Origin of the sequence: Micromonospora sp. DT229, from assembly GCF_049844505.1 — a bacterium.
Lineage (GTDB): Bacteria > Actinomycetota > Actinomycetes > Mycobacteriales > Micromonosporaceae > Micromonospora.
Genome location: NZ_JBNCLD010000005.1, coordinates 290,661 through 314,936 on the forward strand (window position 1 = coordinate 290,661; position 24,276 = coordinate 314,936).

Here is a 24,276-nt window from a genome sequence, read left to right on the forward strand (position 1 = left end):
CCGATGGAGATCGTGGGAGGGATCGGAATCGGCTTCGCCGTCATCCTCGGCGCGATTCTGTTCCTCTTCATCCGGCGGGCACTTGTCACCCGAAGCGGCGGCATCATCCGGCTCAGCGTCCGGACCTCCACCATGCTCGACGGCCGCGGTTGGTCGCCCGGTTTCGGAAGGTTCGTCGGGGACGAACTCCGCTGGTACCGGATGGTCAGTTTCGCCGTACGCCCCAAGCGGGTGCTCTCCCGTGAAGGGCTCAACGTGGAGCGGCGGCGACTGCCGGAGGGGCAGGAACGGATGTCCATGCCGGCGGACTGGATCATCCTCCGCTGTACGAGTCGACACGCCCCGGTCGAGATCGCCATGGCGCGATCCACCGTCACCGGGTTCCTCTCCTGGCTTGAGGCCGCTCCTCCGGGGGCGGTCTCGTCACGTCTGACTGCCCAACAGGACTGGCCCGCCGCCTGACCCGTCAAGTCCGACCCGCCAAGACCGCTCGACTGCCGGCTGGGCGTGGTGTGGCCGGGGCGCTCGGTCGCCGGGCCGTTGGCCGCCCCACTGGTCGGGTGCCTGGCTCATCGGCTGACTGCCGGATGGCCCACCTGAGTAGTTTGTGTTGGTTTTGGGGATTTGCCGGTGCAATCGGCGCAAGGCCACCCTCGGGCGCGCACCGAGTGCGCCATGATCGACGCCGTATCGCCGAAATGGCGGTATCCCGTCGGGCCGGACCCCGCCGTTTCGGCGAAGCGGCGCGAGCCTCCGTGGTTCGGGCTCGGGAATGATGGCGGCCGGCGGGGCGTTGGACCTCCCTGACCGGCCGATGCAGGCCTCCTGAGCTGGGCAGATGGCTCCGCGAGTGTCGAGCCCGGCGGGAATCATGGCGGATGGCCGGTCGTTGAACATGGTCCCGGCGCCGTGAAGGGCCATGCCCCGCAAGAAGGGCCACGCCCGCGAAGGCCCCCGGCCCCGTGTGTCAGCCGGTGATCTCCCCCTTGTTCTTTCGGCGCCTGATGGTGTTCGCGCGCACCCGTTTCCCCCTTTTCGTGGTGTGTGTCTACCCCCGAATGGAGCTTGGTCATGAACTCGATCTTCCGTAACAGCGTGCTCGGTATTGCTGGTGTGGCCCTCGCCGGTGGCGTTTTCGCCGGTCCGGTGGTCGGTCATACGGACGCGACCCCGGTGAGGACGAGTCCGGTGGCGGCCGTGCAGGCCGACAAGCCGAAGGCCGACAAGCCGGACACGGGCAAGTTGATCCCGCACGGCGTGCAGGGTGCCCAGTCCCGCATCGACCTGGACGATGAGCAGGTCGCGAACACGAAGGCGATCATCGCGGCCACCAAGAAGAACGGTATGGACGAGCGTGCCGCTGTGGTGTCGATCGCGACCGCGTTGCAGGAGTCGAAGCTGGAGAATCTGGGTCACCTCGGTGACCGTAACGACCATGATTCGCAGGGCCTGTTCCAGCAGCGTCCGTCCAGTGGTTGGGGCACGGTGGATCAGATCACCGACCCCGAGTACTCCACCACCGCCTTCCTCAAGGGCCTCAAGCAGGTCGACGGCTGGCAGGACATGCCCCTGACCAAGGCCGCCCAGACCGTGCAGGTGTCGGCATACCCGGACCACTACGCCCAGTGGGAGCAGCAGGCCGCCGACCTGGTCGCCCAACACTGGAACAGCTGACCCGTACCCCCGTGGTGAACCAATGCCCGACTGGCCGGACCCCGCACCCGGGGGCCCGGCCAGTTCGGCGTCTGACGGCCTGTGCGTGCCGTGCAGGCCCGGTCCTCGGTACGGTCGGGCTCTCGGTGTTCGTACCGGTCGCGGCCTGGGCATCGCCGGGCAGCGGCGAGATCGTGGTGCGGGCGGGACAGAACGCACGCCCCGCCAAGGCGGGGTTCAGTGGCCTCGACTGCTGCGTGGTGGTGGTCTTCGGCATCGCTCTGCTGGTGGTGCTGCTCATCAAGCTCGCCCGCAACCGCCCCCGGACTGACACCGCCACCGCCCACCCGCACTACCGTTGGACAACGCGAAGAGCCGGTACCCGATCCCGGGTGCCGGCTCTCGGCGTCTTCACATCAGGTCAACCCCGCCACATCCACCCGGGCGCGGAGCCAGTCGACGACCGCGCCGGTGACGGCTGCGTCGACCGGGTTGCGGATCTCCCGGCGGTACGCCCCCAGGGACGCCCGGCCCGGCTGGTGGCGCAGTACGTGGGTGATGTCCGGCAGGAGTCGGGTCTGCACCGGGCCGCCCGCGTGCTCGGCGATCAGGGTCAGGTCGGCCGGGTCCACCTGAAGGTCCTTGGTGCCGGTGGCGGCGAGGATCGGCGCGCTGATGCGGGCGAGGTCGGGCCGTGGGTCGTACCGCAGGAACTCCCGCATCCACTTCGCGTTGATCCGCTGCCCGCCGATCCGTGTCACGTCGCCGGTGGTGGCCAGGATCTTCTCGTGGTTGCGGGACACCCGGGCAACCAGGTTCAGACGCATGAGCCGCAGTAGCAGGCGTACCGGGGCGGGCAGGCTGGGCAGGATCTGGGCCGCCTGCCAGCGCAGCACCTCGGCACCGAGCCGGGCACTGCTGGAGAGCAGGACCAGCCCGGCGGTGGTCACGCCACGCGCGGCGAGCATGGTGGCGGTCAGTGCCCCTTCGCTGTGCCCGACCAGGAACAGCGCCCCGCTGTCCACGTCTGCCTCGGCCCCCAGCGCGGCGAAGGCCGCCTGGGCGTCGTCCACGTTGTCGTGGAACCCGGTGGGCCAGAACCGGCCGGAGCTCTCGCCGACTCCGCGCCGGTCGTACCGCAGGGTGGCGACACCTGCGGTGGCCAGCGCGGCGGCCAGTTCCCGTTGGATGCCGAGGCGCATCCGGCGGTGGTCGCCGTCGCGGTTCAGCGGCCCGGAGCCGGGCAGTAGCAGGGCGGTGGGGTGGGGGCCCGGAGTGTCCGGCAGGGTGAGGGTGCCGACCAGGCGGTGACCGGCGGAGTCGAAGGTCAGTTCGCGCTCGGTGCTCACCGGCGTACCGCCTTCGCCACGGCGGCCGCGTCGTCGGCGCCGATGACCAGTGCGTCGTACCGCTGGCCGGTCAGGGTGATGCGCACGGCCGGTTGGTTGGCGCGGACGCTGACGAACTCCTTGCCGGCCCGGCCGCGCCAGGTGCCGACCTTGCGGACACCGGGCATGCCGAGGCCGGGTGCCCGAATGCCTCGGGGAGCGTGCAGACCGTCGGGCTGCACGGTGACGGCGGTTACGGCGGAGCGCGGGACGGTGACGTCACCCCGGAGGGCCCACAGCTTCTCGGCGGGGGTGAGCCGGATGCGGATCGAATCGGCGGTGAGGTCGATGGTGGCCATCGGCGCTCCTTCATGCTCGCTATAATCTCGGCAGAGAGAACATTATCAGGTGTGAGAACGATGGGGAGGCGTTTGTGGCCCTCGACACCGCTGAGCTGCTGCTGCATCCGGTACGACTGCGGATCGTCCAGGCATTTCTGGGCGGCCGGACGCTGACCACCGCCGACCTGCGGGCCGAACTGGCGGATGTGGCCCCGGCGACCCTGTACCGGCAGGTCGGCACCCTCGCCGGTCACGGGGTCCTGCGGGCGGTAGGGGAACGGCGAATCCGGGGTGCGATCGAGCGCAGCTACCAGTTGGACGAGGCGGCGGCCGCGGTGGACGCCGAGGCGATCCGGGGGATGACCCCGGAACAGCACCGCCGCGCCTTCCTCACCTTCGTCGCCGGGCTGCTCGCCGACTTCGACCGCTATCTCGACAACGGTGGCGGGGACCTGGCCCGGGACCTGGTCGGCTACCGGCAGAACGCGTTCTACGCCAGCGACGCCGAGGTGGTCGAGTTCATCACCCGGATGCGGGAGCTGTTCGCCGAGTACGCGGCGCTGGGGCCGGGTCCGGACCGGGTGCGGCGGCTGTTCACCACCCTGCTGCTCCCCGCTCAGGCAGACGGGCCGGGCACCGTGCCGTCGGAGGCCACCAGCTCCACCTCGTAACCCTGCCCGTCGGCCAGGTAGGCGGCGTAGGTGTCGGCGCCACCGGCGTACGGGTGGCGGTCGGGAAAGAGCAGTTCCCAGCCGTACGCCGGGGCCTGCTCGACAAGCCGGTCCACCGCGGCGGGTGGACCGGCGTGAAAGGCCAGATGGTTCAGGCCGGGGGAGAGCCGGTCGTGCCTTGCGCCGGAAAGGGCGGGTGACTGCTCAAGGACCAGGTAGGTCGGGCCCAGCCGCCACGAGTGGCCGGCCGGCCACTGCTGGAAGGGGGTCCACCCCAGTTCCCCCAGCAGCCAGCCCCAACTGTGCATTGCCGCGCCCAGGTCGGGTACCCAGACCTCCACGTGGTGCAGGGCACCAACCGTCACCGGCCTCCGCCGGGGACCCATAGCACGTCTCCGTCCGGATTTGCCGTTCTTGACAGGATAAAGAGCAGATCCGACAACCGGTTGAGATACTTTGCCGGGAGGAGGCTGGTCCGGTCGGGGTCGTGTGCGACGAGCGCCCACGCCGACCGCTCGGCGCGCCGGGCGATCGTCCGCGCCACGTGCAGCAGCGCCGCGCCCGCGGTGCCGCCGGGGAGGATGAAGGAGTCGAGCGTGCTCAGGCGTCCGTTGAACTCGTCGCACCAGCCCTCAAGGCGCTCGACGTACTCCTCGGTGACCCGCAGCGGCGGATACTTGGGGTCCGGCTCGACCGGGGTGGACAGGTCGGCGCCCACGTCGAACAGGTCGTTCTGGATCTGCCCCAGCACCGTACGCAGGGACTCGTCGAGCTGCCCCAGGGCCAGTGCCACGCCGAGCGCCGCATTGCACTCGTCGACATCGGCGTACGCGCAGATCCGTGGGTCGGTCTTCGACACCTGCTCGTTGTTGCTCAACCTGGTCATGCCGGCATCGCCGGCCTTGGTGTAGATGCGCGTGAGGTGGACGGCCATGACGCACAGCCTACGGATACCCGACCTGACCATCCCGACGCGCCCGCAGCCGGGCACCGGCTTCTCCGCCGGGGTCGGCCCGGGCGACGCGGGCGACCCGGCGATATCCGACGTCGATGTCATCCGGGTCAACGGGGCGGCCCGACTAGCCGGCACGGTGCACGTGGTCGGTGCCAAGAACTCGGCGTTGAAGCTGATGGCCGCCGCCCTGCTGGCCCCGGGTCGAAGCGTGATCACCAACGTGCCGCGGATCACCGACATCGCCATCATGGGGGAGGTGCTGCGCCGACTCGGCTGCGACGTGCGGTTCGACGCGGACGACCCGGTGGACCCGATGGTCGCGGGCGGGGGAGTACCCCGCTCTCGTTCGGTGTCCATCGAGGTGCCGGAGCAGCCGGGGGTCGAGGCCGACTACGACCTGGTTCGTCGGCTGCGCGCCTCGATCTGCGTACTCGGTCCACTGCTGGCCCGGCGCGGCTACGTGCGGGTGGCCCACCCGGGCGGGGACGCCATCGGCTCACGGGGACTGGACATGCACATCGCCGGGCTCACCCGGATGGGCGCGGACATCTCCGGTGAGCACGGCTTCGTGATCGCCTCCGCACCGCAGGGACTACACGGCGCGGAGATCACCCTGGACTTCCCCAGTGTCGGGGCCACCGAGAACCTGGTCATGGCGGCAGTGCTGGCCAACGGGACCACCGTGATCGACAACGCGGCCCGGGAGCCGGAGATCGTGGACATCTGCACCATGCTCATCCGGATGGGGGCGCTGATCGAGGGCGAGGGCACCCCCACCATCACGGTTGTCGGGGTACCCCGGCTGCAACCGGTGCGGCACGCGACCGTGGGGGACCGGATCGTCGCCGGCACCTGGGCCTTCGGGGCGGCGATGACCCGCGGCGACGTCACCGTGACCGGCCTGGACCCGAGCTTCCTGGAGATCGCGCTGGACAAGGTGGTCGCGGCCGGTGGGCTGGTGGAGACCCGGGCCAACGCCTTCCGGGTACGGATGGACGACCGGCCCCGGGCGGTGGACGTGGTGACCCTGCCCTATCCGGGCTTCGCCACCGACCTGCTGCCGATGGCGATCGGCCTGGCCGCGCTCAGCGACGGCGCCTCCCTGATCACGGAGAACATCTTCGACGGCCGGTTCATGTTCGCCAACGAGATGATGCGCCTCGGCGCGGACATCAAGACCGACGGGCACCACGCGGTCGTACGCGGCCGTGAGCAGCTCTCCGGCGCACCGGTACGCGCCACCGACATCCGTGCCGGCGCTGGACTGATCATCGCCGGGCTCTGTGCCGACGGGGTGACCGAGGTGTCCCATGTGCACCACGTGGACCGGGGTTATCCCGACTTCGTCGCCGACCTGCGGGCGCTCGGCATCGAGGTGGAGCGGGCCACCGCGCCGGAGGAACCGGAACTGACCATCTGAGCCTGAGCCGCCGTGCCGTCCGGCTGAACCGCCTTAGCGGTCGTTCAGTCCCGCCGACTAGGGTCTGTGTCGGGAGTCCTCGGTGAGGCCGAGGGCTTCGGCAGGATGCAGGCAGAGACTCCGAATCGCAGCGAGGGAGCAACAGATGGCGGGTCGACTCGCGGTTGTCGGTGCCGGGCTGATGGGCTCGGGCATCGCCCAGGTGGCGGCGCAGGCAGGCTGGCAGGTGACCCTGCGGGATCTGGACGAGGCGGCGACGCAGCGCGGCCTGGACGGCATCCGGACCTCACTGACCCGGTTCGCCGACAAGGGGAAGATCTCCGCCGACGAGGTCGAGGCGACCCTCGGACGGATCACCCCCACCACCGACCTGGAGGCGGCGGCGGAGGCGGACATCGTCGTCGAGGCGGTCTTCGAGCGACTGGAGATCAAGCACGAGGTGTTCCGGGCGCTGGACCGGATCTGCAAGTCGGACGCGATCCTGGCCACCAACACCTCGGCCATCCCGGTGACCCAGATCGCGGCCGTCACCGAGCGTCCCGAGGCGGTGGTCGGCACCCACTTCTTCTCCCCGGTGCCGATGATGAAGCTCTGCGAACTGGTCCGCGGCCACAAGACCAGCGACGCGACCCTGGAGGCGGTCAAGTCCTTCGCGGAGGGGATCGGCAAGACCGTCGTGGTGGTCAACCGGGACATCGCCGGCTTCGTCACCACCCGGCTGATCTGTGCGCTGGCCATGGAGGCGGTCCGGCTGGTCGAGGCCGGGGTCATCTCCGCCGAGGACCTGGACACCGCCTGCAAGCTCGGTTTCGGCCACGCCATGGGCCCGCTGGCCACCGTCGACCTGACCGGCGTCGACGTGCTGCTGAACGCCACCCGCAACATCTACACCGACACCGCCGACGAGAAGTTCTTCCCGCCGGAGCTGCTCCAGCGCATGGCCACCGCCGGGGACCTGGGCCGCAAGACCGGCCAGGGCTTCTACTCGTACTGAGGGTGTGATGTAAGGAAGGGCACCTTCTTAACGCCTCGTGCATAGGAAGGGCCCCTCATTAACAAGATCAGCTGGATCTCGTTAACAAGGGGCCCTTCCTCTACCGCAGGCGTTAACAAGGGGCCCTTCCTTGCACCGTCAGCCGTCGCGGCGGGTGGTCCAGCGGAAGGTGGTCAGGCAGAGCACCAAGCCGATCACGCACCAGGCGCCCAGCACCAGCGCGACCCGGGTCAGCTCGAAGGAGCCGCCCGGCTCGCTGGCGCCGAAGCTCTCCGGCAGGAAGACCGCGCGCAGCCCCTGGCACATCCACTTGAGCGGGAAGATGGCCGCCACCTGCTGCATCCAGCTCGGCAGGTTGGTGAAGACGAAGAAGACCCCGGAGATGAACTGGAGCACCAGGGCGATCGGGGTGACCACCGCCGAGCCGCTGCGCGCCGTACGGGCCAGCGAGGAGATCGCGATGCCGCACAGGGTGCAGGCGGTGACCCCCAGCGCGCTGACCCAGCCGAAGGTGAGCCACGCCGACGCGGTGGACGGCAGGTCCAGGTCGAACAGGGCCACCGAGACGCCGAGCAGCAGGGCGGTCATCACCAACCCGGTCACCAGCACCATGATCACCTTGCCGGCGAACCAGACCCACTTCGGCATCGGGGTGCCCCGGTAGCGCTTGAGCACCCCCCGGTCCCGCTCGATGGGGATCCAGATGCCGAGGTTCTGGAAGCTGACCGTCATCAGGCCGGTGGCGATCATGCCGGTGATGAAGTACTGCGTGTAGCTCACCCCGTTGCCGAGGTCGCCGTCGAAGATCGAGGCGAAGATCAGCACCATGATGATCGGGAACCCGAGGGTGAACACGACGGATTCCCGGCTGCGCAGGAACTGCCGGATCTCCAACCGCCCCTGCCGAAGGGCGAGACTTGCCGGCCCCGGCCGGCGGGCGGGCGCGGCGGCGGCGACCGGGGCCGCCGACTTCGTCGTGGTGGTCATCGGTGTCCGATCATCCGCAGGTAGATGTCCTCAAGGGTGGGCCGGGTGACGGTCAGGCCGGGCACCTCACCACCGAGTCGCGCGGCCAACTCCGCCACCAGCGCCGTCGGCGTCGCGCTCTGCGCGCTCTCCAGGGTGCCCTCGGGGGTACGCCAGGAGACCGTGGCCAAGGCCTCCTGCCGGTTGCCCAGGCTGTTCGGTGGGGCCACCTCGACCAGTCGGCCGCCCGCGATGACCCCGACCCGGTCGGCCAGGGCCTCGGCCTCGTCGAGGTAGTGGGTGGTGAGCACGATTGTGGTGCCGGCCGCGGAGAGGTCGCGGATCAGATCCCAGAACTCGCGGCGGGCCTCCGGGTCGAAACCGGTGGTCGGCTCGTCGAGGAAGAGCAGTTCAGGGCGGCCGACGATGCCCAGCGCGACATCCAGCCGGCGCTTCTGCCCACCGGAGAGGGTGTGCGTACGGGCGCGGGCCTTGCCGGCCAGGCCGACCCGGGCGATCACCTTGTCCGGGTCGTCGGCGTCGGGATAGAAGGCGGAGAAGTGGTGGACCACCTCGGCGACGGTCAGTTCGTCGAACTCGCCGGTGCCCTGGAGCACGATGCCCACCCGGGCCCGCCACTGCGGGGTGGCCTCGGTCGGGTCGACCCCGAGCACCCGCACCTCACCGGCGTCCCGGTGCCGGTAGCCCTCCAGGATCTCCACCGTGGTGCTCTTGCCGGCACCGTTCGGCCCCAGCAGGGCGAACACCTCGCCCCGGTGGACGTCCAGGTCCAGCCCGGCCACCGCGACGTTGTCGCCGTACGCCTTGCGCAGCCCTCCGACGTGGATCGCGACCTCGTCACTCATGACCTCAAGTGTGCGACCTGCACCGGCGGATCACCCGCACCGGGGGTGGTGGTTCACGCCACCACCCCCGGGGTGCCTTCCCCTGCCGTGGGCGTCGAGAAGGGTCCCTTCCGTACCCCTCAGCGGGGGTTGTAGGTCATGCAGTCGGCCATGTCCGCGTCCGGGCCGACCCGGATCGAGGGGGCCTGGCACTCCAACTGCTCGTTGTGTCGGCAGTCGGCCCGTTTGCAGGCGCCCACCTGGGCCTTCTGGCCGTCGGCGCCGGCCCGGATGGCCGGCATCTCGATGAAGGTGTGGCAGTGGGCGTGGTCCATGCTGCCGATCGTGATGGCGAACGCGTGGCAGTCGTTGGTGTGGTTGTAGGCGCAGGCGGCCACCACACACTCCTGGACGCGCGGCATCTCCAAGGCTGCGGTCATCGCGACCTCCTCTAGGTATTTGCCTGATTTTAGGCATCTGGGAGATCTGCGCGGTCTGCCTTTGCGGGATCCGCCGCCAGCCTGGCCCTTGCCCCCGGTCAGACCCGGAAGCCGGCCTCGCGGGCGGCCCGGCGTTCCCGGCGGCGTTCCGCCCTACGGCGCAGGAACCACGGCAGGAAGAGCAGGAAGGCGACCAGGAACACCAGCACCAGCACCGGCAGGATGATCGCCACCAGGGACATCACCACACTCGTGGCGTCCTCGGCGGTGCTCGCCACCGGGGCCCCGATGCCGGCCGTGGCCGCGTTGATGACCGGCCGGGCGGCGGACTTGAGCAGGTGGATGCCGAGGGCGATGGCCACCCCGACCAGCACCGGCACCCACTGGCCCCCACTGGCGAAGAAGCTGTCGGGATCGCTGACGGTCACCGTCTCGGCGGCCGAGCCGGCACCGAAGGCCAGGCCGCCCGCCGTCGGACGGACCACCGTCTGCACCACGTCGTTGACATGGTCCACCACGGGCACCTTGTCCGCGACGACCTCGACGACCAGCAGGGCGGCGAGGATGGCCAGCACCCAGCCGTTACCCAGCCACTGCCAACCCCCGGGCAGGTCGATCACGCTGGTGTAGCGGGCCAGCCCGCCCATCAGCAGCAGCGGGATGTACGCGTTCAACCCCGCCGAGGCGGCCAGTCCGGTACCGGTGAGCAATTCGAGCACCATCTCAGCATGGCACCGGCACGCCAGTGGCGCTCGACGGCGATCCCCGGTGCCTCCGCTACCCTCGTCGGGTGCGGTTGGTGATTGCGAAATGCTCGGTGGACTATGTCGGACGGCTCTCGGCCCACCTGCCGCCGGCCACCCGGCTGCTGATGGTGAAGGCGGACGGGTCGGTGTCGATCCACGCCGACGACCGGGCCTACAAACCCCTGAACTGGATGAGCCCGCCCTGCCGGCTGGAGGAGGCCCCCGGGGTGTGGCGGGTGGTCAACAAGGCCGGTGAGGAGCTGCGGATCACCCTGGAGGAGATCTTCCAGGACACCTCGTACGAGCTGGGCGTCGACCCGGGGCTGCGCAAGGACGGGGTGGAGGCGCACCTTCAGGAGTTGCTGGCCGCCAACCCGGAGACCCTGGGCGAGGGGTTCACCCTGATCCGCCGGGAGTACATGACCGCGATCGGCCCGGTGGACCTGCTCTGCCGGGACGCCAACGGAGGCACCGTCGCGGTCGAGGTGAAGCGGCGTGGCGAGATCGACGGGGTGGAGCAGCTCACCCGCTACCTCGAACTGCTCAACCGGGACCCGCTGCTCGCCCCGGTGGCCGGGGTCTTCGCCGCGCAGGAGATCAAGCCGCAGGCCCGGGTACTCGCCACGGACCGGGGGATCCGCTGCGTCGCGGTGAACTACGACCGGCTGCGCGGCATCGAACGCGACGAGCTGACCCTCTTCTAGAGCTTCCGGCCGTACAGCAGCTTGACCGCCTTGACCAGGCGGTCGACGTCGGCCTGGGTCCGTTCGAAGGTGGTCGACGGCAGCAGGGAGCGGGCCCGTCGGCGGGTGATCGCCTTGGCCCGGCCGAACTCCCGCAGCCCGTCCTCGCCGTGGATGCGGCCGAAGCCGGACTCGCCGACCCCGCCGAAGGGCAGGGTGGACATCCCGGCGAAGGTCAGGGTGGAGTTGATCGAGGCCATGCCGGAGCGCAGGCGCCGGGCGATCGCCACCGCCCGTCGCTCACCGAAGACCGAACCCCCCAGGCCGTACGGCAGGGCGTTGGCCCGCCGCAGCGCCTCGTCGGCGTCGCGGACCCGGTTGATGGTCACCGTGGGCCCGAAGGTCTCCTCGCGTACGGCGGCGGAGTCCTCCGGCACCTCGACCAGCACGGTCGGGTGGGCGTACGGCGGCCGTACCGAATCCGGGCCGCCGAGTGCGGCCCGTCCGCCCCGGGCCAGGGCGTCGGAGATGTGCCGGCGGATGACCTCAAGCTGGCTCGGCATGGTGATCGGCCCGATGTCGGTGCCCTCCGGGCCGACGGTCAGTCGCCCGGCCCGCTCGACCACCTTCTCCACGAAGGCGTCGAAGACCGGTTCCACCGCGTAGACCCGCTCGATGCCGATGCAGGTCTGCCCGGCGTTGGTCATCGCACCCCAGACGCACGCCTCGGCGGCGGCGTCCAGGTCGGCGTCGACGTCCACGATCATCGCGTCCTTGCCCCCGGCCTCCAGCAGCACCGGGGTCAGGGACTCGGCGCAGGCCGCCATGACCTTCTTGGCGGTGGCTGTGGAGCCGGTGAAGGCCACCTTGTCGACCCCGCTGCGGCACAGCGCGGCACCGATGTCCCCCAGCCCGTGCACGGCGGTGAAGACGGGCTGTTCCGGCACCACCTCGGCGAAGGTGTCGACCAGCCACTGCCCGACGAGGGGGGTGTACTCGCTGGGCTTGAAGACCACCGCGTTGCCGGCGGCCATCGCGTACGCGGCGGAGCCGATCGGGGTGAAGACGGGATAGTTCCAGGGGCCGATCACCCCGATCACCCCGTGCGGCTGGTACTCCAGGTGGGCGGTGAACTCCGCCAGGATGAGCCGGGAGCGCAGCTTGCGGTGGCCGAGCACCCGGCGGGCGTTACGGGCCGCCCAGTCGGCATGCTCCACCGCGGTGACGATCTCCACGATGGCGTCCGCCACCGGCTTGCCGCCCTCGACGTGCACCAGTTCCGCGAGCTGCTCCATCCGCTGCACGAGCAGCCGCCGCCAGCGCAGCAGCCGGTCGCGTCGGGCGTCGAAGCCCAGCCCGGCCCACCACTGGCCGGCGGTGCGGGCCCGTGCGACGGCCTGCTCCACCTCGGCGGGGGTGGCCAGCGGCAACCGGCCGGCCTCCGCGCCGGTCGCCGGGCTGGTCGAGATCAGTTGATCGCCCTCGATCACCGGGGTGCCGGGCAGATGCACAGCCGTCATGGCGGAAGTCTAGACCTGAAACCTACTCATCGGTAGGACGGGCCGGCGGGCCGCCCACCGGCCGGTCGGTCGGCCGCGCCGGGTGGATGGTCGATGCGGGCGAACGCCGTATCGGAGGCCGTGGAAGTGGCGAACGGAAGGTGGCTGGCTGGTTACTAAGTGATGGCCGGATGGTCGGTGGAGGTGACCGGGAGGGGATGGCAGGCTGACCAGGGGTGGCGCAGGACGTGGAGGTCGGACGGCCCATGGAGCAACATCCGCAACTGTTGCCGCTGTTGACGGTGGCCACCGGCCCGATGCGCGGGGTCAGCTTCCGGCTGCGTCCTCAACCCATGGTGATCGGCCGGGACTCGGCGGCGGACATCGTCGTGCACGATCCCCACCTGAGTCGTCGACACGCCGAGGTCCGGCTGACCGGTGAGGGCGTCCGCCTGGTGGATCTCGGTTCCACCAACGGCACCTGGGTGAACGGACTGCGCACCGTTGAGGCGGTCAGCCTGACCGACGGCGACATGATCCTGATCGGCCGCACCGAGCTGCGCTTCTTCGACCCCGCCCTGGCCCGGACCGACCCGGTGGGCCTGAGCTTCGGTATGCCCCGACAGGACCGGCGCGGCCCCCTGGTGCTGCCCACCGCCGCGGCGGAGGTCACACCGGGACACGTGACGCTGGCTCCCTGACCGGTACGGTCAACCGCTCCCGTTCGGCCCCCGAGCCTCCTCGGCGGTCACCGCGTGGCAGACTCGCGCCAAAGCCTTAGCGGCCGTTCAAGTCCGGCCGTGCGGAGCGGACAGGGGAGGCCGGGTCATGGCGCGGGAATTCACCAGCGTGGGTGTGGTGGGTCTGGGCACCATGGGTGCCGGCATCGTCGAGGTGTTCGCCCGCAACGGCGTCGAGGTGGTCGCCGTGGAGATCTCCGAGGCCGCTCTGGAGCGCGGACGGGCCAACCTGACCGGCTCCACCGACCGGGCGGTGGCCCGGGGCAAGCTCGCCGAGGCCGACCGGGACGCTTTGCTCGGCCGGGTCACCTTCGCCGTCGGGCTGGGCGCCCTGGACTCCGTGGACCTGGTGATCGAGGCGGTTCCCGAGCGCCTGGACATCAAGCAGCGCCTCTTCGCCGAACTGGACCGGGTGTGCAAGCCGGAGGCCATCCTGGCCACCAACACCTCCTCGTTGAGCGTCACCGAGATCGCGGTGGCCACCACCCGTCCCGACCAGGTGATCGGCATCCACTTCTTCAACCCCGCGCCGGTGATGAAGCTGGTCGAGGTGGTGCGTACGGTGGTCACCTCGGCCGAGGTGGTGGCGGATGTGGAGGCCCTCTGCGTACGCCTGGGCAAGGTCGACGTGACCATCACCGACCGGGCCGGGTTCATCGCCAACGCCCTGCTGTTCGGGTACCTCAACCAGGCGATCGGGATGTACGAGTCCCGCTACGCCACCCGTGAGGACATCGACGCCGCGATGAAGCTCGGCTGCGGCCTGCCGATGGGCCCGCTGGCCCTGCTGGACCTGATCGGCCTTGATACCGCGTACGAGATCCTGGACACCATGTACCGGCGGGGCGGCCGGGACCGCCGACACTCCCCGGTACCCCTGCTGCGGCAGATGGTGACCGCCGGGCTGCTGGGCCGCAAGTCCGGCCGAGGTTTCTACACCTACGAGCGGCCCGGCTCCGGCAGGCTCGTCCCGGACGAGTCGACCCCGGTGGCATCGGCACCCCTGGAGGGGGCGCGAACGGTCGCCACGGTCGGGGTGGTCGGCTCGGGGACCCTGGCCGCCGGCCTGGTCGAGTCCTGCACCACCGCGGGCTACCAGGTCACCCAGGTCGACCCCGCCACCGAGTTGGCGTCCCTGGCCGAGGCGGACCTGGTGATCGAGGCGGTGGCCGACGAACCGGAGGTGAAGAAGGCGCTGTTCGCCGGCCTGGGTGAGGTCTGCAAGCCGGGGGCGGTGCTGGCCACCACCACCTCCTCCCTGGCGGTGATCGAGCTGGCCATGGCCACCGGACGCCCGACCGAGGTGGTGGGCCTGCACTTCGCCGACCCGGCCACTCCGCTGGTGGAGATCGTCCAGACGATCCTCACCTCGGCGGAGACCACGGCCACCGCCCGGGCGGTCGTCGCCGCCCTGGGCCGGACCGGGGTGATCTGCGGGGACTCCGCCGGGTTCATCGTCAACGCCCTGCTGTTCCCGTACCTCAACGACGCGGTACGGATGCTGGAGGCCAACTACTCCACCACGGACGACATCGACGCCGCGATGAAGCTGGGCTGCGGCTACCCGGCCGGCCCCTTCGAACTGCTCGACACGATCGGGCCGGACAAGTCGCTGGCCGTGCTGCGGGCGGTGTACCGGCAGTCCCGTGAGCCCGGCCTGGCCCCGGCACCCCTGCTGGAGCAACTGGTGACCGCCGCCCGCCCCTTCCGGTAGGAGGGGGCCGCCCACACCAGCGCCCCTCGGGGCCGCTGTCGGCACGGTCGTACGCTGGACGGCGTGAGCCCTCGCCGTAACCGTCCCCGCCGCGACGACGTCGAGCGTCTGGACACCGAGCGCGCCCGGCAAGGCGTCGCCTCGGTGCAGCAGTGGCGCGACGGCGACTGGCAGGTACGCGGGATCAGCGGCGGCTCCTCGGTCAAGACGTACCGCTGTCCCGGTTGTGACCAGGAGATCCGGCCCGGGGTGGCGCACCTGGTCGCCTGGCCTGCCGACGGGCGTGGCGATCTCACCGACCGGCGGCACTGGCACAGCGGGTGCTGGCGGGCCCGCGACCGTCGGGCCCCGGTGATCCAGCGCGGACGCGGCGCCCCCCGGCACGGCTGAGGCCCGCTCGACGGGCGATCTTTGTCACCTCGGGCGGCGGGGTGCAGAGCTACGCGGGAGGATGGTGGGGTGAGCGCATCGATTCGGGCATCGTCGATCCTGCCGGGGCGACGGGAAGACATCGAGTTGCACACCGCGGACGGGCTGTGCCTGGTCGGTGAGTTGGCGCTTCCGGTCGACCGGCCCCCGGTGGCCACCCTGGTCTGCCTGCATCCCCTGCCCACCCACGGCGGGATGATGGACAGCCACGTGTTCCGCAAGGCGGCCTGGCGGCTGCCCGCCCTGGCCGACGTGGCCGTGCTGCGGTTCAACACCCGTGGCACCAGCAGCGTGCGCGGTACCAGCGAGGGCACCTTCGACTCGGCCGTCGGCGAGCGTTTCGACGTGGCCGCCGCCATCGAGTACGCCGAGTTCCACGAACTGCCGAACATCTGGCTGATCGGCTGGTCCTTCGGCACCGACCTGGCCCTCAGGTACGGCTGCGACCCGGCGGTGACCGGCGCGATCCTGCTCTCGCCGCCGTTGCGCTTCTCCGAGCCGACCGACCTGACCCAGTGGGCCGAGTCCGGCAAGCCGCTGACCGCCCTGGTGCCGGAGTTCGACGACTACCTCCGCCCCGAGCAGGCCCGGGAGCGGTTCGCGGCGGTGCCGCAGGCCGAGGTGGTCGGGGTGCCCGGGGCCAAGCACCTCTGGGTCGGTGACGCCGAGACCGCGCTCGACGAGGTGGTCCGGCGGGTCAACCCGGCCGTGTCCGTGCCGCTGCCGACCACCTGGGACGGCCCGATGGAGACCGGCGACGCCAGCGCGTACGCCGACCGCACGGTGGCCGCCTTCTCCGACACCCCGGTACCCGGCCCTCAGCAACGCCAGGCCGACTGAGCCGGCCCTACCGGGCTACCGCCGCTTGAGGTGGCTGATGAAGGTCTGCCAGGTCGGCGGGGTGAAGGCGAGCACCGGCCCCTGGCGGTCCTTGCTGTCGCGCGGCGACCACCTCGGGCAGGTTGTCGGCCACCTCGACACAGTCGGTGTTTCCGCTGCGGGTGGCGGTGCGCCAGGTCGCGCCGGTCAGGTCCATGACTTCGCCACTTCCTTGAGGAGTTCGATCGACTGCTGGCGGGACAGGGCCTCGTTACGCACCGTCTCCCACCGCGCCAACAGGGTAGCCACATCGGACTCCCGGTCGGTGGGTCGGGCGGTCGGAACCGCCCTCCTGATCCCCGGGACCGCCCGCCCACCCGCCCGTGTTGATCAAGAAGTTTGCGTCGTGATCGGCGTCGATCCTGACGCAAACTTCTTGATCAACACGCCAAGGGCACGCCGACGGGAGGGGTTGGGCGTTGGACAGGCCGCGGCCTGGCGGAGTGCGGGGTCAGTCTGAAGTGATCTTGCTGGGTTTGGCGCTGCGTTCGTCCTTGGTCGGCTTGGTCGGCCGCTTGCCGTTCTCACCGGTGCTGGTGATCTTCGTAGGGGTGGCGGCCCGGCCACCCGTACCGGGCATCGCGGCCACCGTGGGTTCGCCGTCCACCCCGGCGCTCGCCGTGCCGCCGTCGACCGTGGCCGGCTCGACCGCCGACTTCGCTGCGGGCTCATCCTCCACAGTGGTCACCGGCTCGGCAGTCGGCTTCGTCACCGGGCCGTCGGCGCTCGGCTTCGTGACCTGACCGTCGGCGGCCGGATCACCGCCCTCGGCGGCGACACCGGCGGTCTCCAGGACCGGCCGATGGCCGTTGACCGGGGCCTCGGCGGGATCGACAGTCGGGCTGGCCCCGGCGGGCTGGCCGCCGTTTACCGAAGGACCCTCCACCGTACGGGCGACCGTGGCGGGTGAGGGTGCGACAACCGCCGAGGAGACCCCGGCGGGGGCCGGTGAGGTCGGGCCGTCGGAGACCGTGGCCGCCGCCAGCCGCAGTTCCCGCACCTTGCGCTGCAACTCGTCGGACTCCTGCCGGGACTTCCAGGTCTCCTGACGCAGGTCGGCGAGCTGCTGCTGGGCCTGTGCGATCTCCAACATCACCTGGGCGAGCTGCTGTCGGCCGGACGCCGCCTCCTGCTGGGTCGCGGCCAGGTGCTGCTGGGTGGTGGCCAGGTGCTGCTGGGTGGTGGCCGCGTACTCCTCGAACTGCCGACGGGAGGAGGCGACATACTCGTCGGCCTCGTGCCGGGCGTTGGTCGCGAACTCCTCGGCCTGGGCGCGCAGCTCGGCGGCGTCCCGCTCGGCGGCCTGGCGGATCTCGTCCGCGCCCTGCTCGATCTCGTTCCTGCGGGCGGTGTACTCCGCCTCCAGCGCCGCACGGCGGCTCTCGAACCCGGACTCCAGCTCGGCGGTGCGGGTGCGGATCTGCTCCTCAAGGGCGGCGGTACGGGTGCTGAAGCGCTGCTCCAACTCGGCCGTACGGGCCTGGTGCTGCTGCTCCAACTCCTCGCGGCGGCCGGTGTACTCGCGCTCGGCAGCGGCCTTGCGCTGGGCCAGTTCCCGGTCCGCGGCCTCACGTCGGCCGTTGACCTCCTTCTCCACCCCGGCCCGCCAGGCCCCCAACTCCTGCTGGGCCTGTGCCCGGGTGTGCTGGACGTGGGCCTCGGTCTCGTCGCGCATCCGCTGGGCGTACGCCTCGGTCTCGGCCCGGGTGCGCTTGGCCGCCTCGGTCGCCTGGGTGGTCAGCCGCTCGGCCTCCTGGCGGGCCTTGTTGCGGGCGGCCCGACCGGCCTCGGCGGCGTCGTCGATGATCTGCTTGGCCTCCTGGCTGGCCTTGGCGTGGGTGGCCCGGCCGGTCTCGGTGGCCTGGTCGACCAGACGCTTGGCCTCCTGCTGGGCCTTGGCGTGCACCTCCTTGGCCGCCTCGCGCAACTGGGTGGCCTCCTGCTGGGCGGTGGCCAGCACCTCACGGGCCGACTCGCGCAGCTTCGTCGCCTCCTGCTGGGCCCGCTGATGGATCTCCTTGGCGGCGTCCCGGAGCTGGGTGGCCTCCTGCTCGGCCTTGGCCAGCGCCTCCTGGGCACCCTTGCGCAGCCGGGCGGCCTCCTCCTTGGCCGCCTTGCCGGCCGCCTCGGACTCCGCCCGGCGAGCCGCGGCCTGCCGCTCCTCCTCGGCGCGGCGGGCGGCCAGAGCGATCTCGAAGTCCTTGAGGGCCTCGGCGGCCTCGGCCCGGGCCTCGTCGATGATGTGTTCGGCGGCGGCCCGGCGCGCTTCGATCTCCTCGTTCGCGACGGCGAGGATGTCCTCGGCCTGCTCCTCGGCGAGCGCGAGGATCTGCTCGACCCGCGGACCGAGATGCCGGAAGGCGGCCCGGTCCACCACAGCGGACTGCTTGCGCGCCGCAGCCAGATCCCGCTGGAGTACCTCTACCTGACCCGCCAGCTTGTGGATCTGGGAGAAGGCCTGCTCCCGTTCGGCCTCCAGGGCCGCGATCTCATGCTCCGCCCGAGCGACGTACTTCTCGACCTGTCGTTTGTCGTACCCCCGCAGGGCGGACTCGAAGCTGGGCTCCGTGGTCACATCCCCGCCGAGAGCGAACAGTTCCTCGCCGTGCGACATGCACCCATCCTCACACGCATCAGGCCCTCCTGGGGCGATACGGACGCCCCTGTTGGGAGCTACTTCACTCGCCCAGGTGGGCGGTGCCCAGGGCCCTGAAGGCAGGGCGACGCGGGGTGTCGCCGGTCACCCGGTGTCACCCCGCGTCGTGGTTCATGCCCCGGTGGTCGTCGTCAGCTGGAGGTTTCCGCGGCCACCTTCTTCTCGGCGTCGGCCGCCGGCTTGGCGGCCGGCTTCTCGGCCGCCGGGGTGTTGTTGCTGGGGACCCCCGGAACGATGCCGGCCAGGCCGGAGAGCATCTGCCCGAGCTGCGAGGTGACGGCGTCCTTCTGCCGGGTGAGGTCCTCGACCTCGCGGCGCGCCGCCTGGGTGGTCAGCTCGGCCTCGGTGCGGGCCTCGCTGAGCAGACGCTGGGACTCGGCGCGGGCCTCGCTGAGGGTCCGCTCGGACAGGGCCTTGGCCTTCTCGATCGTCTCGGTGGCGTTGCGCTCCGACTCGACCCGCCGGGCCTCGGCGCGCTGCTCGATCTCCTTGGCGCGCTCCTGCGCGGCGTGGGCCCGCTGCTCGGCCTCGCCGACCAGCTTCTGGGTCTGCGCGACCTGGGCGGCGTGCCGCTCGGACTCCTCGCGCTCGGCCTTCTCCCGCCGCTCGGCGAGTTGCAGTTCCAGGGCCTGGAGGTCCTTGTCGCGCTTGTCGCGGGCGTCGGTCAGCAGCTTGGTCGCCTCGGCACGCTTCTCCTCGGCCTCGCGGGCGGCCTTGGCCCGCTGCTGGGTGATCTCACGCTCGGCGGTGGCGCGCAGGGTGGCGACCTCCCGCTCGACGGTCGACTTCAGCTCGGCCACCTCGTGCGCGGTCACCGTACGCAGCTGCTTGGTCTCGCGCTCCGCGTCGGCACGCAGGGTGTCGGCCTCGCGGCGGGCCTGCACCCGGACCTCGGCCGCCTCCCGCTCGGCGGCGGTCCGCAGGTTGCCGGCCTCCCGCTCGGCGGTGGCCTTCATCGCGGCCGCCTCGGCCCGCGCCTTGTCGGTGATCTCCCGCGCCTCCAGGCGGGCGGCGGAGAGGATGCCCTCCGACTCGCGCTTGGCCTCGTTGCGGTGATCGTTTGCCTGCTCCTCGGCCAGCCGGAGGATCTGCTCGACCCGGGTGCCGAGGCCGGACAGCGTGGGGCGGCTGTTCTCCTCAAGCTGCTTGCTGGTGTCGGTGAGCTTCTGCTCCAGGGCGGTGAGCCGCTGCTCGGACTGGCGTAGCCGGCGCTGGGCGTCGTTGAGCGCCTGCTCGGCGTCGGCGCGGTCCTTGTTGGCCTGGCTCAGCGCGGCGTTCAGTCGGCCGATGAAGTCGTCGACCTGACCGGTGTTGTATCCGCGCAGGCCAACCGTGAAATCTGGCTGCGAGTTCGCGTTATCGAAGAACGCGAGAGGGGAGGATTGCTGCTGGGGCATTGGGACATACTGGCAGACCCCCCGGGGTGCTTCGCAAGAGCGGCCCGCCCTTTGCCGTCCGCTTTACATGGTCAACTCGTAGGGTGACCGGAACCACGGTCCGACAGGCGATCTTGCCAGCTCGGGGAGGAGCCCTTCGGTACGCAGCGTGACGCAGAAAAAGTATCGCCGCTATCCGTACGCCGCTTTTCTTTCCGCCCGCCGGGGCCCCGCGAATGGATGCGGGGCCGGGAGGCGGAAAACCATTGCGCGTTCACCGAAAGGCCGTCGCCGCACCCGTCTGCGGGCCGACGACGGCCACACCCCTCGGTGATGTCACGCCTGTCGATGAATTCGGCTCCCGGGTCAGCCGTGGGCGGGGTGCGGGGCAGGCTCGACCAGCTCGACCAGGACCCCACCGGCGTCCTTGGGGTGGACGAAGTTGATCCGCGAGCCCGCCGTACCCCGCCGGGGGGTGTCGTAGAGCAGCCGCAGGCCGCGTTCCCTGAGCACCGCGCAGGCCGCCTCGACATCCACCACGGTGTATGCCACCTGCTGCACCCCCGGACCGTTGCGGTCGAGGAACTTGGCGATGGTCGACTCCGGGGTCAGCGGGGCCAGCAGTTGCAGGCAGCCGCCCTCCGGGGTCGGCCCGACCGCCAACATCGCCTCCCGTACCCCCTGCTCGGTGTTCGTCTCGGTGTGCACGCATCGCATACCGAAGGTCCGGGTGTAGAAGTCGATCGCGGCGTCGAGGTCGGCGACCGCGATCCCGACATGATCGATGCGGCGCAGACCGATGTCTGTGACATAGTCGGCAGCGGGCTCGACGGGGCAGTTCTCAGGCATGACGCTAGTCTGACCGAACAATCGTTAAGGCGTACAGGTCGGCACCCCCCTCGGAGGCAGGTATGGCTTCGGTGATCGTCAGCGGCGCACGCACCCCGATGGGGCGGCTGCTGGGCAACCTCAAGGACCTACCGGCAACCAAGCTCGGCGGCATCGCGATCGCGGCCGCGCTTGAGCGGGCCGGGGTGGCCCCCGACCAGGTGCAGTACGTGATCATGGGCCAGGTGCTCCAGGCCGGTGCCGGGCAGATCCCGGCCCGCCAGGCGGCCGTGGAGGCGGGCATCCCGATGTCCGTACCGGCGCTGAACATCAACAAGGTCTGCCTCTCCGGCCTGGACGCGATCGCCCTGGCCGACCAGCTGATCCGGGCCGGCGAGTTCGACATCGTGGTGGCCGGCGGCATGGAGTCGATGACCAACGCCCCGCACCTGCTGCTCGGTCAGCGGGGCGGCCACAAGTACGGCGACGTGACCCTCAAGGACCACATGGCCCTCGACGGGCTGACCGACGCCTGGGACTGCTGCGCGATGGGTGAGGCCACCGAGCGGCACGGCAGCACCCGCGGCATCACCCGGCAGGAGCAGGACGAGTTCGCCGCGACCAGCCACCAGCGCGCCGCAGCCGCCCAGAAGAACGGTCACTTCGCCGACGAGATCACCCCGGTGGTCATCCCGCAGCGCAAGGGTGACCCGCTGGTGGTCAGCGAGGACGAGGGCATCCGCCCGGACACCACGGCCGAGTCCCTGGCGAAGCTGCGCCCGGCCTTCGCGAAGGACGGCACCATCACCGCGGGCAGCTCCTCGCCGATCTCCGACGGTGCCGCCGCGGTGGTCGTGATGAGCAAGGCGAAGGCCAAGGAACTCGGCCTGACCTGGCTGGCGGAGATCGGGGCGCACGGCAACGTGGCCGGCCCGGACAACTCCCTGCACTCGCAGCCCTCCAACGCCATCCAGCACGCCCTGCGCAAGGGTGGGCTGAACGTCTCCGACCTCGCCCTGATCGAGATCAACGAGGCCTTCGCGCAGGTCGGCATCCAGTCCATCCGTGACCTCGGGGTCAGCCCCGACAAGGTCAACGTCAACGGTGGTGCGATCGCGCTGGGCCACCCGATCGGCATGTCCGGCGCCCGGCTCGTACTCACCCTGGCCCTGGAGCTCAAGCGGCGCGGCGGCGGCACCGGAGCGGCGGCCCTCTGCGGTGGCGGCGGTCAGGGCGACGCCCTGATCATCCACGTTCCGGCTCCCTCCGAGACCCCGTGAGCGGGTCCCACGGCCACGCCCCGACCGTGGCCACCGGGTCGGTGCGCCGCAGTCGGGACGTACCGATGCTGGTCGAGCGGGCGCGGGCCGGTGACCACCGCGCGGTGGCCCGGTTGATCACCCTGGTGGAATCCGGCGACGAGACCCTGCCGGCGATCGCGGCGGCGCTGGCTCCGTACGGCGGCCGGGCCCAGGTGGTCGGCCTCACCGGTTCCCCCGGGGTGGGCAAGTCGACCACCACGAACGAGTTGGTACGCGCCCTGCGGGCCCGGGGCCACCGGGTCGGGGTGCTCGCCATCGACCCCTCCAGCCCGTTCACCGGCGGGGCGATCCTCGGCGACCGGGTACGGATGCAGGACCACGCCACCGACCCCGGCGTCTACATCCGCTCGATGTCCAGCCGGGGGCACCTCGGCGGACTGTCGGCGGCCACCCCCCAGGCGGTACGGGTGCTGGAGGGTGCCGGCTGCGACGTCGTCCTGGTGGAGACCGTCGGCGTCGGGCAGGCCGAGGTTGACGTGGCCTCCCTGGCCGACACCACCCTGGTGCTGCTCGCCCCCGGGATGGGCGACGCCATCCAGGCGGTCAAGGCCGGAATCCTGGAGATCGCCGACGTCTTCGTGGTCAACAAGGCCGACCGGGACGGCGCCGACCACACCGTCCGGGACATCCAGGGCATGATCGCCCTGGGCGAGCGGGGACCGGGCCAGTGGCGCCCGCAGGTGGTGCGCTCAGTGGCCGCCCGGGGCGAGGGGATCGACGACATCGCCGCGGCGATCGACAAACACCGCGGCTGGCTGGTCGAGCACGACGAGTTGCGTCGCCGCCGGGAGGCGCGGGCCGCCGCCGAGATCGAGGCCATCGCGCTCGGCACGCTGCGCGCCCGGATCGGCTCCCTGCGTGACGGTACGCAGCTGCCGACCCTGGCCGCCGAGGTGGCCGCCGGCACCACCGACCCCTACGCCGCCGCCAACACCCTGCTCGCCCAACTCGCCGCCTGACCCCTCCCGCCCCCGCCCACCCCCCTCCTCACCCGCCGCCGTCACCCGCGCCCGCCGCGTCGCCGTGGCACGCCCTCGCCGCCCAGCGCCCAGCGGTCGCCGGTCGCCGGTCGCCGTCGATCATGCACTTTTTGTCTCGGCATACGGTCCGAAGAGGGCAATTCGGCGACCGAAACTGCATGATCGACGGGGGCGGTGGGTGGGGGTGCTCGACGGGGGTGGGTGGGTGGCTCGGGGGTGGTGGGTGGGTGATGTGTCTATTGGGGAGGGTGGGGGGCGGTTAGGCTCGCAGCGGCCCGCGGGGTGCGGGGTGGTGTGAACGCGGGGAGCGAGCATGGAGCACGAGTCGACGCAGGAGTTGCCGGTTACTCCGGACGCGGTGGCGGGTGGGCGTACCGAGATCTCCGACGAGGTCGTGGAGAAGATCGCGGTGGCGGCGGCGAAGGCCGTGCCCGGGGTGGTCGAGTTGGGTGGGGATGTCGCCCGGTTCTTCAACGCGGTGCTCGACCGGGTCGGGCTCGACCAGGTCGGTGACGCCCGGCGCGGCTGCTCGGCTCATGTCACCGATGGGGCCGCCGTGATCAACCTGGTAATCGTGACCGACGCCGGGCATCCGGTGCCCGAGGTGACCACGGCGGTACGGGTCGCGGTGACCCAGGCCATCGAGGCGTACGGGCTGCGGGTCGACGAGATCAACATCCGGGTGGATGACGTGGCCATCGGAGGGCCGGCGGCCTGAGGTCGCGGGACCCTGGGGGCCGGCGCGTGCCCGGCGGTCCGGCCCGAGGGTCGACAGCGGGGCCGGTTACCGTCCGGTATCAGTTTCCTTATC

25 protein-coding genes and 1 pseudogene are annotated in these 24,276 nt (G+C 71.0%); 13 read left to right on the top strand and 13 right to left on the bottom strand.

The features are described 5' to 3' along the window. Positions 1 to 3: 3 nt before the first annotated feature. Positions 4 to 462, top strand: coding sequence for a DUF2550 domain-containing protein (locus ACLQ2T_RS10700; RefSeq protein WP_425765827.1), 459 nt, complete (start codon positions 4 to 6; stop codon positions 460 to 462). Positions 463 to 1,071: 609 nt separating this feature from the next. Continuing rightward, positions 1,072 to 1,674 carry a hypothetical protein gene (locus ACLQ2T_RS10705; protein WP_425765828.1) on the top strand — a complete coding sequence of 201 codons (603 nt, stop codon included), beginning with the start codon at positions 1,072 to 1,074 and terminating at the stop codon, positions 1,672 to 1,674. 395 nt (positions 1,675 to 2,069) lie between these two features. On the opposite strand, the gene ACLQ2T_RS10710 is transcribed toward ACLQ2T_RS10705, so the two are convergent. Together ACLQ2T_RS10710 and ACLQ2T_RS10715 are read right to left on the bottom strand one after the other, a co-directional pair. Beyond that, positions 2,070 to 3,002 carry an alpha/beta hydrolase gene (locus ACLQ2T_RS10710; RefSeq protein ID WP_425765829.1) on the bottom strand — a complete coding sequence of 311 codons (933 nt, stop codon included), beginning with the start codon at positions 3,000 to 3,002 and terminating at the stop codon, positions 2,070 to 2,072. Then, positions 2,999 to 3,340, bottom strand: a complete 342-nt coding sequence (locus tag ACLQ2T_RS10715; RefSeq protein WP_425765830.1) for a hypothetical protein — start codon at positions 3,338 to 3,340, stop codon at positions 2,999 to 3,001. Before ACLQ2T_RS10715 ends, ACLQ2T_RS10710 begins: the two co-directional genes overlap by 4 nt. A gap of 74 nt (positions 3,341 to 3,414) precedes the next feature. Between ACLQ2T_RS10715 and ACLQ2T_RS10720 the strand changes: the two genes are divergently transcribed. Beyond that, positions 3,415 to 3,993 (top strand): helix-turn-helix domain-containing protein, encoded by a 579-nt coding sequence (locus ACLQ2T_RS10720; RefSeq protein WP_425765831.1) that lies wholly within the window; start codon positions 3,415 to 3,417, stop codon positions 3,991 to 3,993. On the opposite strand, the gene ACLQ2T_RS10725 is transcribed toward ACLQ2T_RS10720, so the two are convergent. Together ACLQ2T_RS10725 and ACLQ2T_RS10730 are read right to left on the bottom strand one after the other, a co-directional pair. Beyond that, positions 3,939 to 4,358 (bottom strand): VOC family protein, encoded by a 420-nt coding sequence (locus ACLQ2T_RS10725; RefSeq protein ID WP_425765832.1) that lies wholly within the window; start codon positions 4,356 to 4,358, stop codon positions 3,939 to 3,941. The two genes, ACLQ2T_RS10720 and ACLQ2T_RS10725, sit on opposite strands and share 55 nt — an antisense overlap. Then, a complete protein-coding gene (locus ACLQ2T_RS10730) occupies positions 4,355 to 4,927 on the bottom strand; it encodes a cob(I)yrinic acid a,c-diamide adenosyltransferase (protein ID WP_425765833.1) in 573 nt (190 codons plus the stop codon). Before ACLQ2T_RS10730 ends, ACLQ2T_RS10725 begins: the two co-directional genes overlap by 4 nt. On the opposite strand from ACLQ2T_RS10730, the gene murA reads away from it, so the two are divergent. Both murA and ACLQ2T_RS10740 read left to right on the top strand, forming a co-directional pair. Further along, positions 4,926 to 6,368, top strand: a complete 1,443-nt coding sequence (gene murA, locus ACLQ2T_RS10735; protein WP_425765834.1) for a UDP-N-acetylglucosamine 1-carboxyvinyltransferase — start codon at positions 4,926 to 4,928, stop codon at positions 6,366 to 6,368. The two genes, ACLQ2T_RS10730 and murA, sit on opposite strands and share 2 nt — an antisense overlap. A gap of 145 nt (positions 6,369 to 6,513) precedes the next feature. Beyond that, a complete protein-coding gene (locus tag ACLQ2T_RS10740; protein WP_425765835.1) occupies positions 6,514 to 7,362 on the top strand; it encodes a 3-hydroxyacyl-CoA dehydrogenase family protein in 849 nt (282 codons plus the stop codon). Between the two features lie 138 nt (positions 7,363 to 7,500). Here the strand turns inward: ACLQ2T_RS10740 and ACLQ2T_RS10745 are convergent, their stop codons facing one another. From ACLQ2T_RS10745 to ACLQ2T_RS10760, 4 genes are all read right to left on the bottom strand, one after another. Next, positions 7,501 to 8,349, bottom strand: a complete 849-nt coding sequence (locus tag ACLQ2T_RS10745) for an ABC transporter permease (protein ID WP_425765836.1) — start codon at positions 8,347 to 8,349, stop codon at positions 7,501 to 7,503. Continuing rightward, the gene (locus ACLQ2T_RS10750) at positions 8,346 to 9,194 is read right to left on the bottom strand and encodes an ABC transporter ATP-binding protein (protein WP_425765837.1); all 849 of its coding nucleotides are present in this window, start codon (positions 9,192 to 9,194) and stop codon (positions 8,346 to 8,348) included. Before ACLQ2T_RS10750 ends, ACLQ2T_RS10745 begins: the two co-directional genes overlap by 4 nt. Positions 9,195 to 9,313: 119 nt before the next feature. After that, positions 9,314 to 9,613, bottom strand: coding sequence for a DUF1540 domain-containing protein (locus tag ACLQ2T_RS10755; protein WP_327024338.1), 300 nt, complete (start codon positions 9,611 to 9,613; stop codon positions 9,314 to 9,316). Positions 9,614 to 9,711: 98 nt separating this feature from the next. After that, positions 9,712 to 10,332: a DUF4126 domain-containing protein gene (locus ACLQ2T_RS10760; RefSeq protein WP_327027452.1), complete on the bottom strand. Its 621-nt coding sequence runs from the start codon at positions 10,330 to 10,332 to the stop codon at positions 9,712 to 9,714. A 71-nt stretch (positions 10,333 to 10,403) separates the two neighbouring features. Between ACLQ2T_RS10760 and nucS the strand changes: the two genes are divergently transcribed. Then, a complete protein-coding gene (gene nucS, locus ACLQ2T_RS10765; protein ID WP_425765838.1) occupies positions 10,404 to 11,063 on the top strand; it encodes an endonuclease NucS in 660 nt (219 codons plus the stop codon). Here the strand turns inward: nucS and ACLQ2T_RS10770 are convergent. After that, positions 11,060 to 12,562 (bottom strand): aldehyde dehydrogenase family protein, encoded by a 1,503-nt coding sequence (locus ACLQ2T_RS10770; RefSeq protein ID WP_425765839.1) that lies wholly within the window; start codon positions 12,560 to 12,562, stop codon positions 11,060 to 11,062. The two genes, nucS and ACLQ2T_RS10770, sit on opposite strands and share 4 nt — an antisense overlap. Before the next feature lie 215 nt (positions 12,563 to 12,777). Between ACLQ2T_RS10770 and ACLQ2T_RS10775 the strand changes: the two genes are divergently transcribed. From ACLQ2T_RS10775 to ACLQ2T_RS10790, 4 genes are all read left to right on the top strand, one after another. Further along, positions 12,778 to 13,242: an FHA domain-containing protein gene (locus tag ACLQ2T_RS10775; protein WP_425765840.1), complete on the top strand. Its 465-nt coding sequence runs from the start codon at positions 12,778 to 12,780 to the stop codon at positions 13,240 to 13,242. A 127-nt stretch (positions 13,243 to 13,369) separates the two neighbouring features. After that, complete coding sequence (locus ACLQ2T_RS10780; RefSeq protein WP_425765841.1) at positions 13,370 to 14,995, top strand: 3-hydroxyacyl-CoA dehydrogenase family protein; 1,626 nt, start codon at positions 13,370 to 13,372, stop codon at positions 14,993 to 14,995. A 63-nt stretch (positions 14,996 to 15,058) separates the two neighbouring features. After that, positions 15,059 to 15,385, top strand: a complete 327-nt coding sequence (locus tag ACLQ2T_RS10785) for a hypothetical protein (protein WP_203222128.1) — start codon at positions 15,059 to 15,061, stop codon at positions 15,383 to 15,385. Between the two features lie 69 nt (positions 15,386 to 15,454). Continuing rightward, positions 15,455 to 16,264 (top strand): alpha/beta hydrolase, encoded by an 810-nt coding sequence (locus tag ACLQ2T_RS10790; RefSeq protein WP_425765842.1) that lies wholly within the window; start codon positions 15,455 to 15,457, stop codon positions 16,262 to 16,264. 15 nt (positions 16,265 to 16,279) lie between these two features. Here the strand turns inward: ACLQ2T_RS10790 and ACLQ2T_RS10795 are convergent. From ACLQ2T_RS10795 to mce, 4 genes and pseudogenes are all read right to left on the bottom strand, one after another. Beyond that, positions 16,280 to 16,460: pseudogene (locus tag ACLQ2T_RS10795) on the bottom strand (DUF397 domain-containing protein). Positions 16,461 to 16,754: 294 nt separating this feature from the next. Continuing rightward, positions 16,755 to 18,917, bottom strand: a complete 2,163-nt coding sequence (locus ACLQ2T_RS10800) for a hypothetical protein (protein ID WP_425765843.1) — start codon at positions 18,915 to 18,917, stop codon at positions 16,755 to 16,757. 173 nt (positions 18,918 to 19,090) lie between these two features. Then, positions 19,091 to 20,356, bottom strand: coding sequence for a DivIVA domain-containing protein (locus tag ACLQ2T_RS10805; protein ID WP_425765844.1), 1,266 nt, complete (start codon positions 20,354 to 20,356; stop codon positions 19,091 to 19,093). Between the two features lie 345 nt (positions 20,357 to 20,701). Continuing rightward, entirely contained in the window at positions 20,702 to 21,184 is a 483-nt protein-coding gene (gene mce / locus ACLQ2T_RS10810; RefSeq protein ID WP_425765845.1) for a methylmalonyl-CoA epimerase, read from the bottom strand. A gap of 62 nt (positions 21,185 to 21,246) precedes the next feature. Here mce and ACLQ2T_RS10815 point away from each other — a divergent pair, with 62 nt between their 5' ends. The 3 genes from ACLQ2T_RS10815 (at position 21,247) to ACLQ2T_RS10825 (ending at position 24,183) form a co-directional block, all read left to right on the top strand. Further along, on the top strand, positions 21,247 to 22,443 hold the full coding sequence (locus tag ACLQ2T_RS10815; RefSeq protein WP_425765846.1) for an acetyl-CoA C-acetyltransferase: 1,197 nt from the start codon (positions 21,247 to 21,249) through the stop codon (positions 22,441 to 22,443). Between the two features lie 65 nt (positions 22,444 to 22,508). Then, on the top strand, positions 22,509 to 23,444 hold the full coding sequence (meaB, locus tag ACLQ2T_RS10820) for a methylmalonyl Co-A mutase-associated GTPase MeaB (RefSeq protein ID WP_425765932.1): 936 nt from the start codon (positions 22,509 to 22,511) through the stop codon (positions 23,442 to 23,444). 334 nt (positions 23,445 to 23,778) lie between these two features. Beyond that, entirely contained in the window at positions 23,779 to 24,183 is a 405-nt protein-coding gene (locus ACLQ2T_RS10825) for an Asp23/Gls24 family envelope stress response protein (protein ID WP_425765847.1), read from the top strand. Positions 24,184 to 24,276 lie beyond the last annotated feature (93 nt).

Coding starts and splice junctions, on each gene's coding strand:
- ACLQ2T_RS10745 (WP_425765836.1), bottom strand. CDS start 8,349: ATGACCACCACGACGAAGTCGGCGGCCCCGGTCGCCGCCGCCGCGCCC.
- ACLQ2T_RS10715 (WP_425765830.1), bottom strand. CDS start 3,340: ATGGCCACCATCGACCTCACCGCCGATTCGATCCGCATCCGGCTCACC.
- meaB (WP_425765932.1), top strand. CDS start 22,509: ATGCTGGTCGAGCGGGCGCGGGCCGGTGACCACCGCGCGGTGGCCCGG.
- ACLQ2T_RS10825 (WP_425765847.1), top strand. CDS start 23,779: ATGGAGCACGAGTCGACGCAGGAGTTGCCGGTTACTCCGGACGCGGTG.
- ACLQ2T_RS10780 (WP_425765841.1), top strand. CDS start 13,370: ATGGCGCGGGAATTCACCAGCGTGGGTGTGGTGGGTCTGGGCACCATG.
- ACLQ2T_RS10740 (WP_425765835.1), top strand. CDS start 6,514: ATGGCGGGTCGACTCGCGGTTGTCGGTGCCGGGCTGATGGGCTCGGGC.
- ACLQ2T_RS10800 (WP_425765843.1), bottom strand. CDS start 18,917: ATGTCGCACGGCGAGGAACTGTTCGCTCTCGGCGGGGATGTGACCACG.
- ACLQ2T_RS10770 (WP_425765839.1), bottom strand. CDS start 12,562: ATGACGGCTGTGCATCTGCCCGGCACCCCGGTGATCGAGGGCGATCAA.
- ACLQ2T_RS10750 (WP_425765837.1), bottom strand. CDS start 9,194: ATGAGTGACGAGGTCGCGATCCACGTCGGAGGGCTGCGCAAGGCGTAC.
- ACLQ2T_RS10705 (WP_425765828.1), top strand. CDS start 1,072: ATGAACTCGATCTTCCGTAACAGCGTGCTCGGTATTGCTGGTGTGGCC.
- ACLQ2T_RS10815 (WP_425765846.1), top strand. CDS start 21,247: ATGGCTTCGGTGATCGTCAGCGGCGCACGCACCCCGATGGGGCGGCTG.
- ACLQ2T_RS10700 (WP_425765827.1), top strand. CDS start 4: ATGGAGATCGTGGGAGGGATCGGAATCGGCTTCGCCGTCATCCTCGGC.
- mce (WP_425765845.1), bottom strand. CDS start 21,184: ATGCCTGAGAACTGCCCCGTCGAGCCCGCTGCCGACTATGTCACAGAC.
- ACLQ2T_RS10755 (WP_327024338.1), bottom strand. CDS start 9,613: ATGACCGCAGCCTTGGAGATGCCGCGCGTCCAGGAGTGTGTGGTGGCC.
- murA (WP_425765834.1), top strand. CDS start 4,926: ATGACGCACAGCCTACGGATACCCGACCTGACCATCCCGACGCGCCCG.
- ACLQ2T_RS10730 (WP_425765833.1), bottom strand. CDS start 4,927: ATGGCCGTCCACCTCACGCGCATCTACACCAAGGCCGGCGATGCCGGC.
- ACLQ2T_RS10805 (WP_425765844.1), bottom strand. CDS start 20,356: ATGCCCCAGCAGCAATCCTCCCCTCTCGCGTTCTTCGATAACGCGAAC.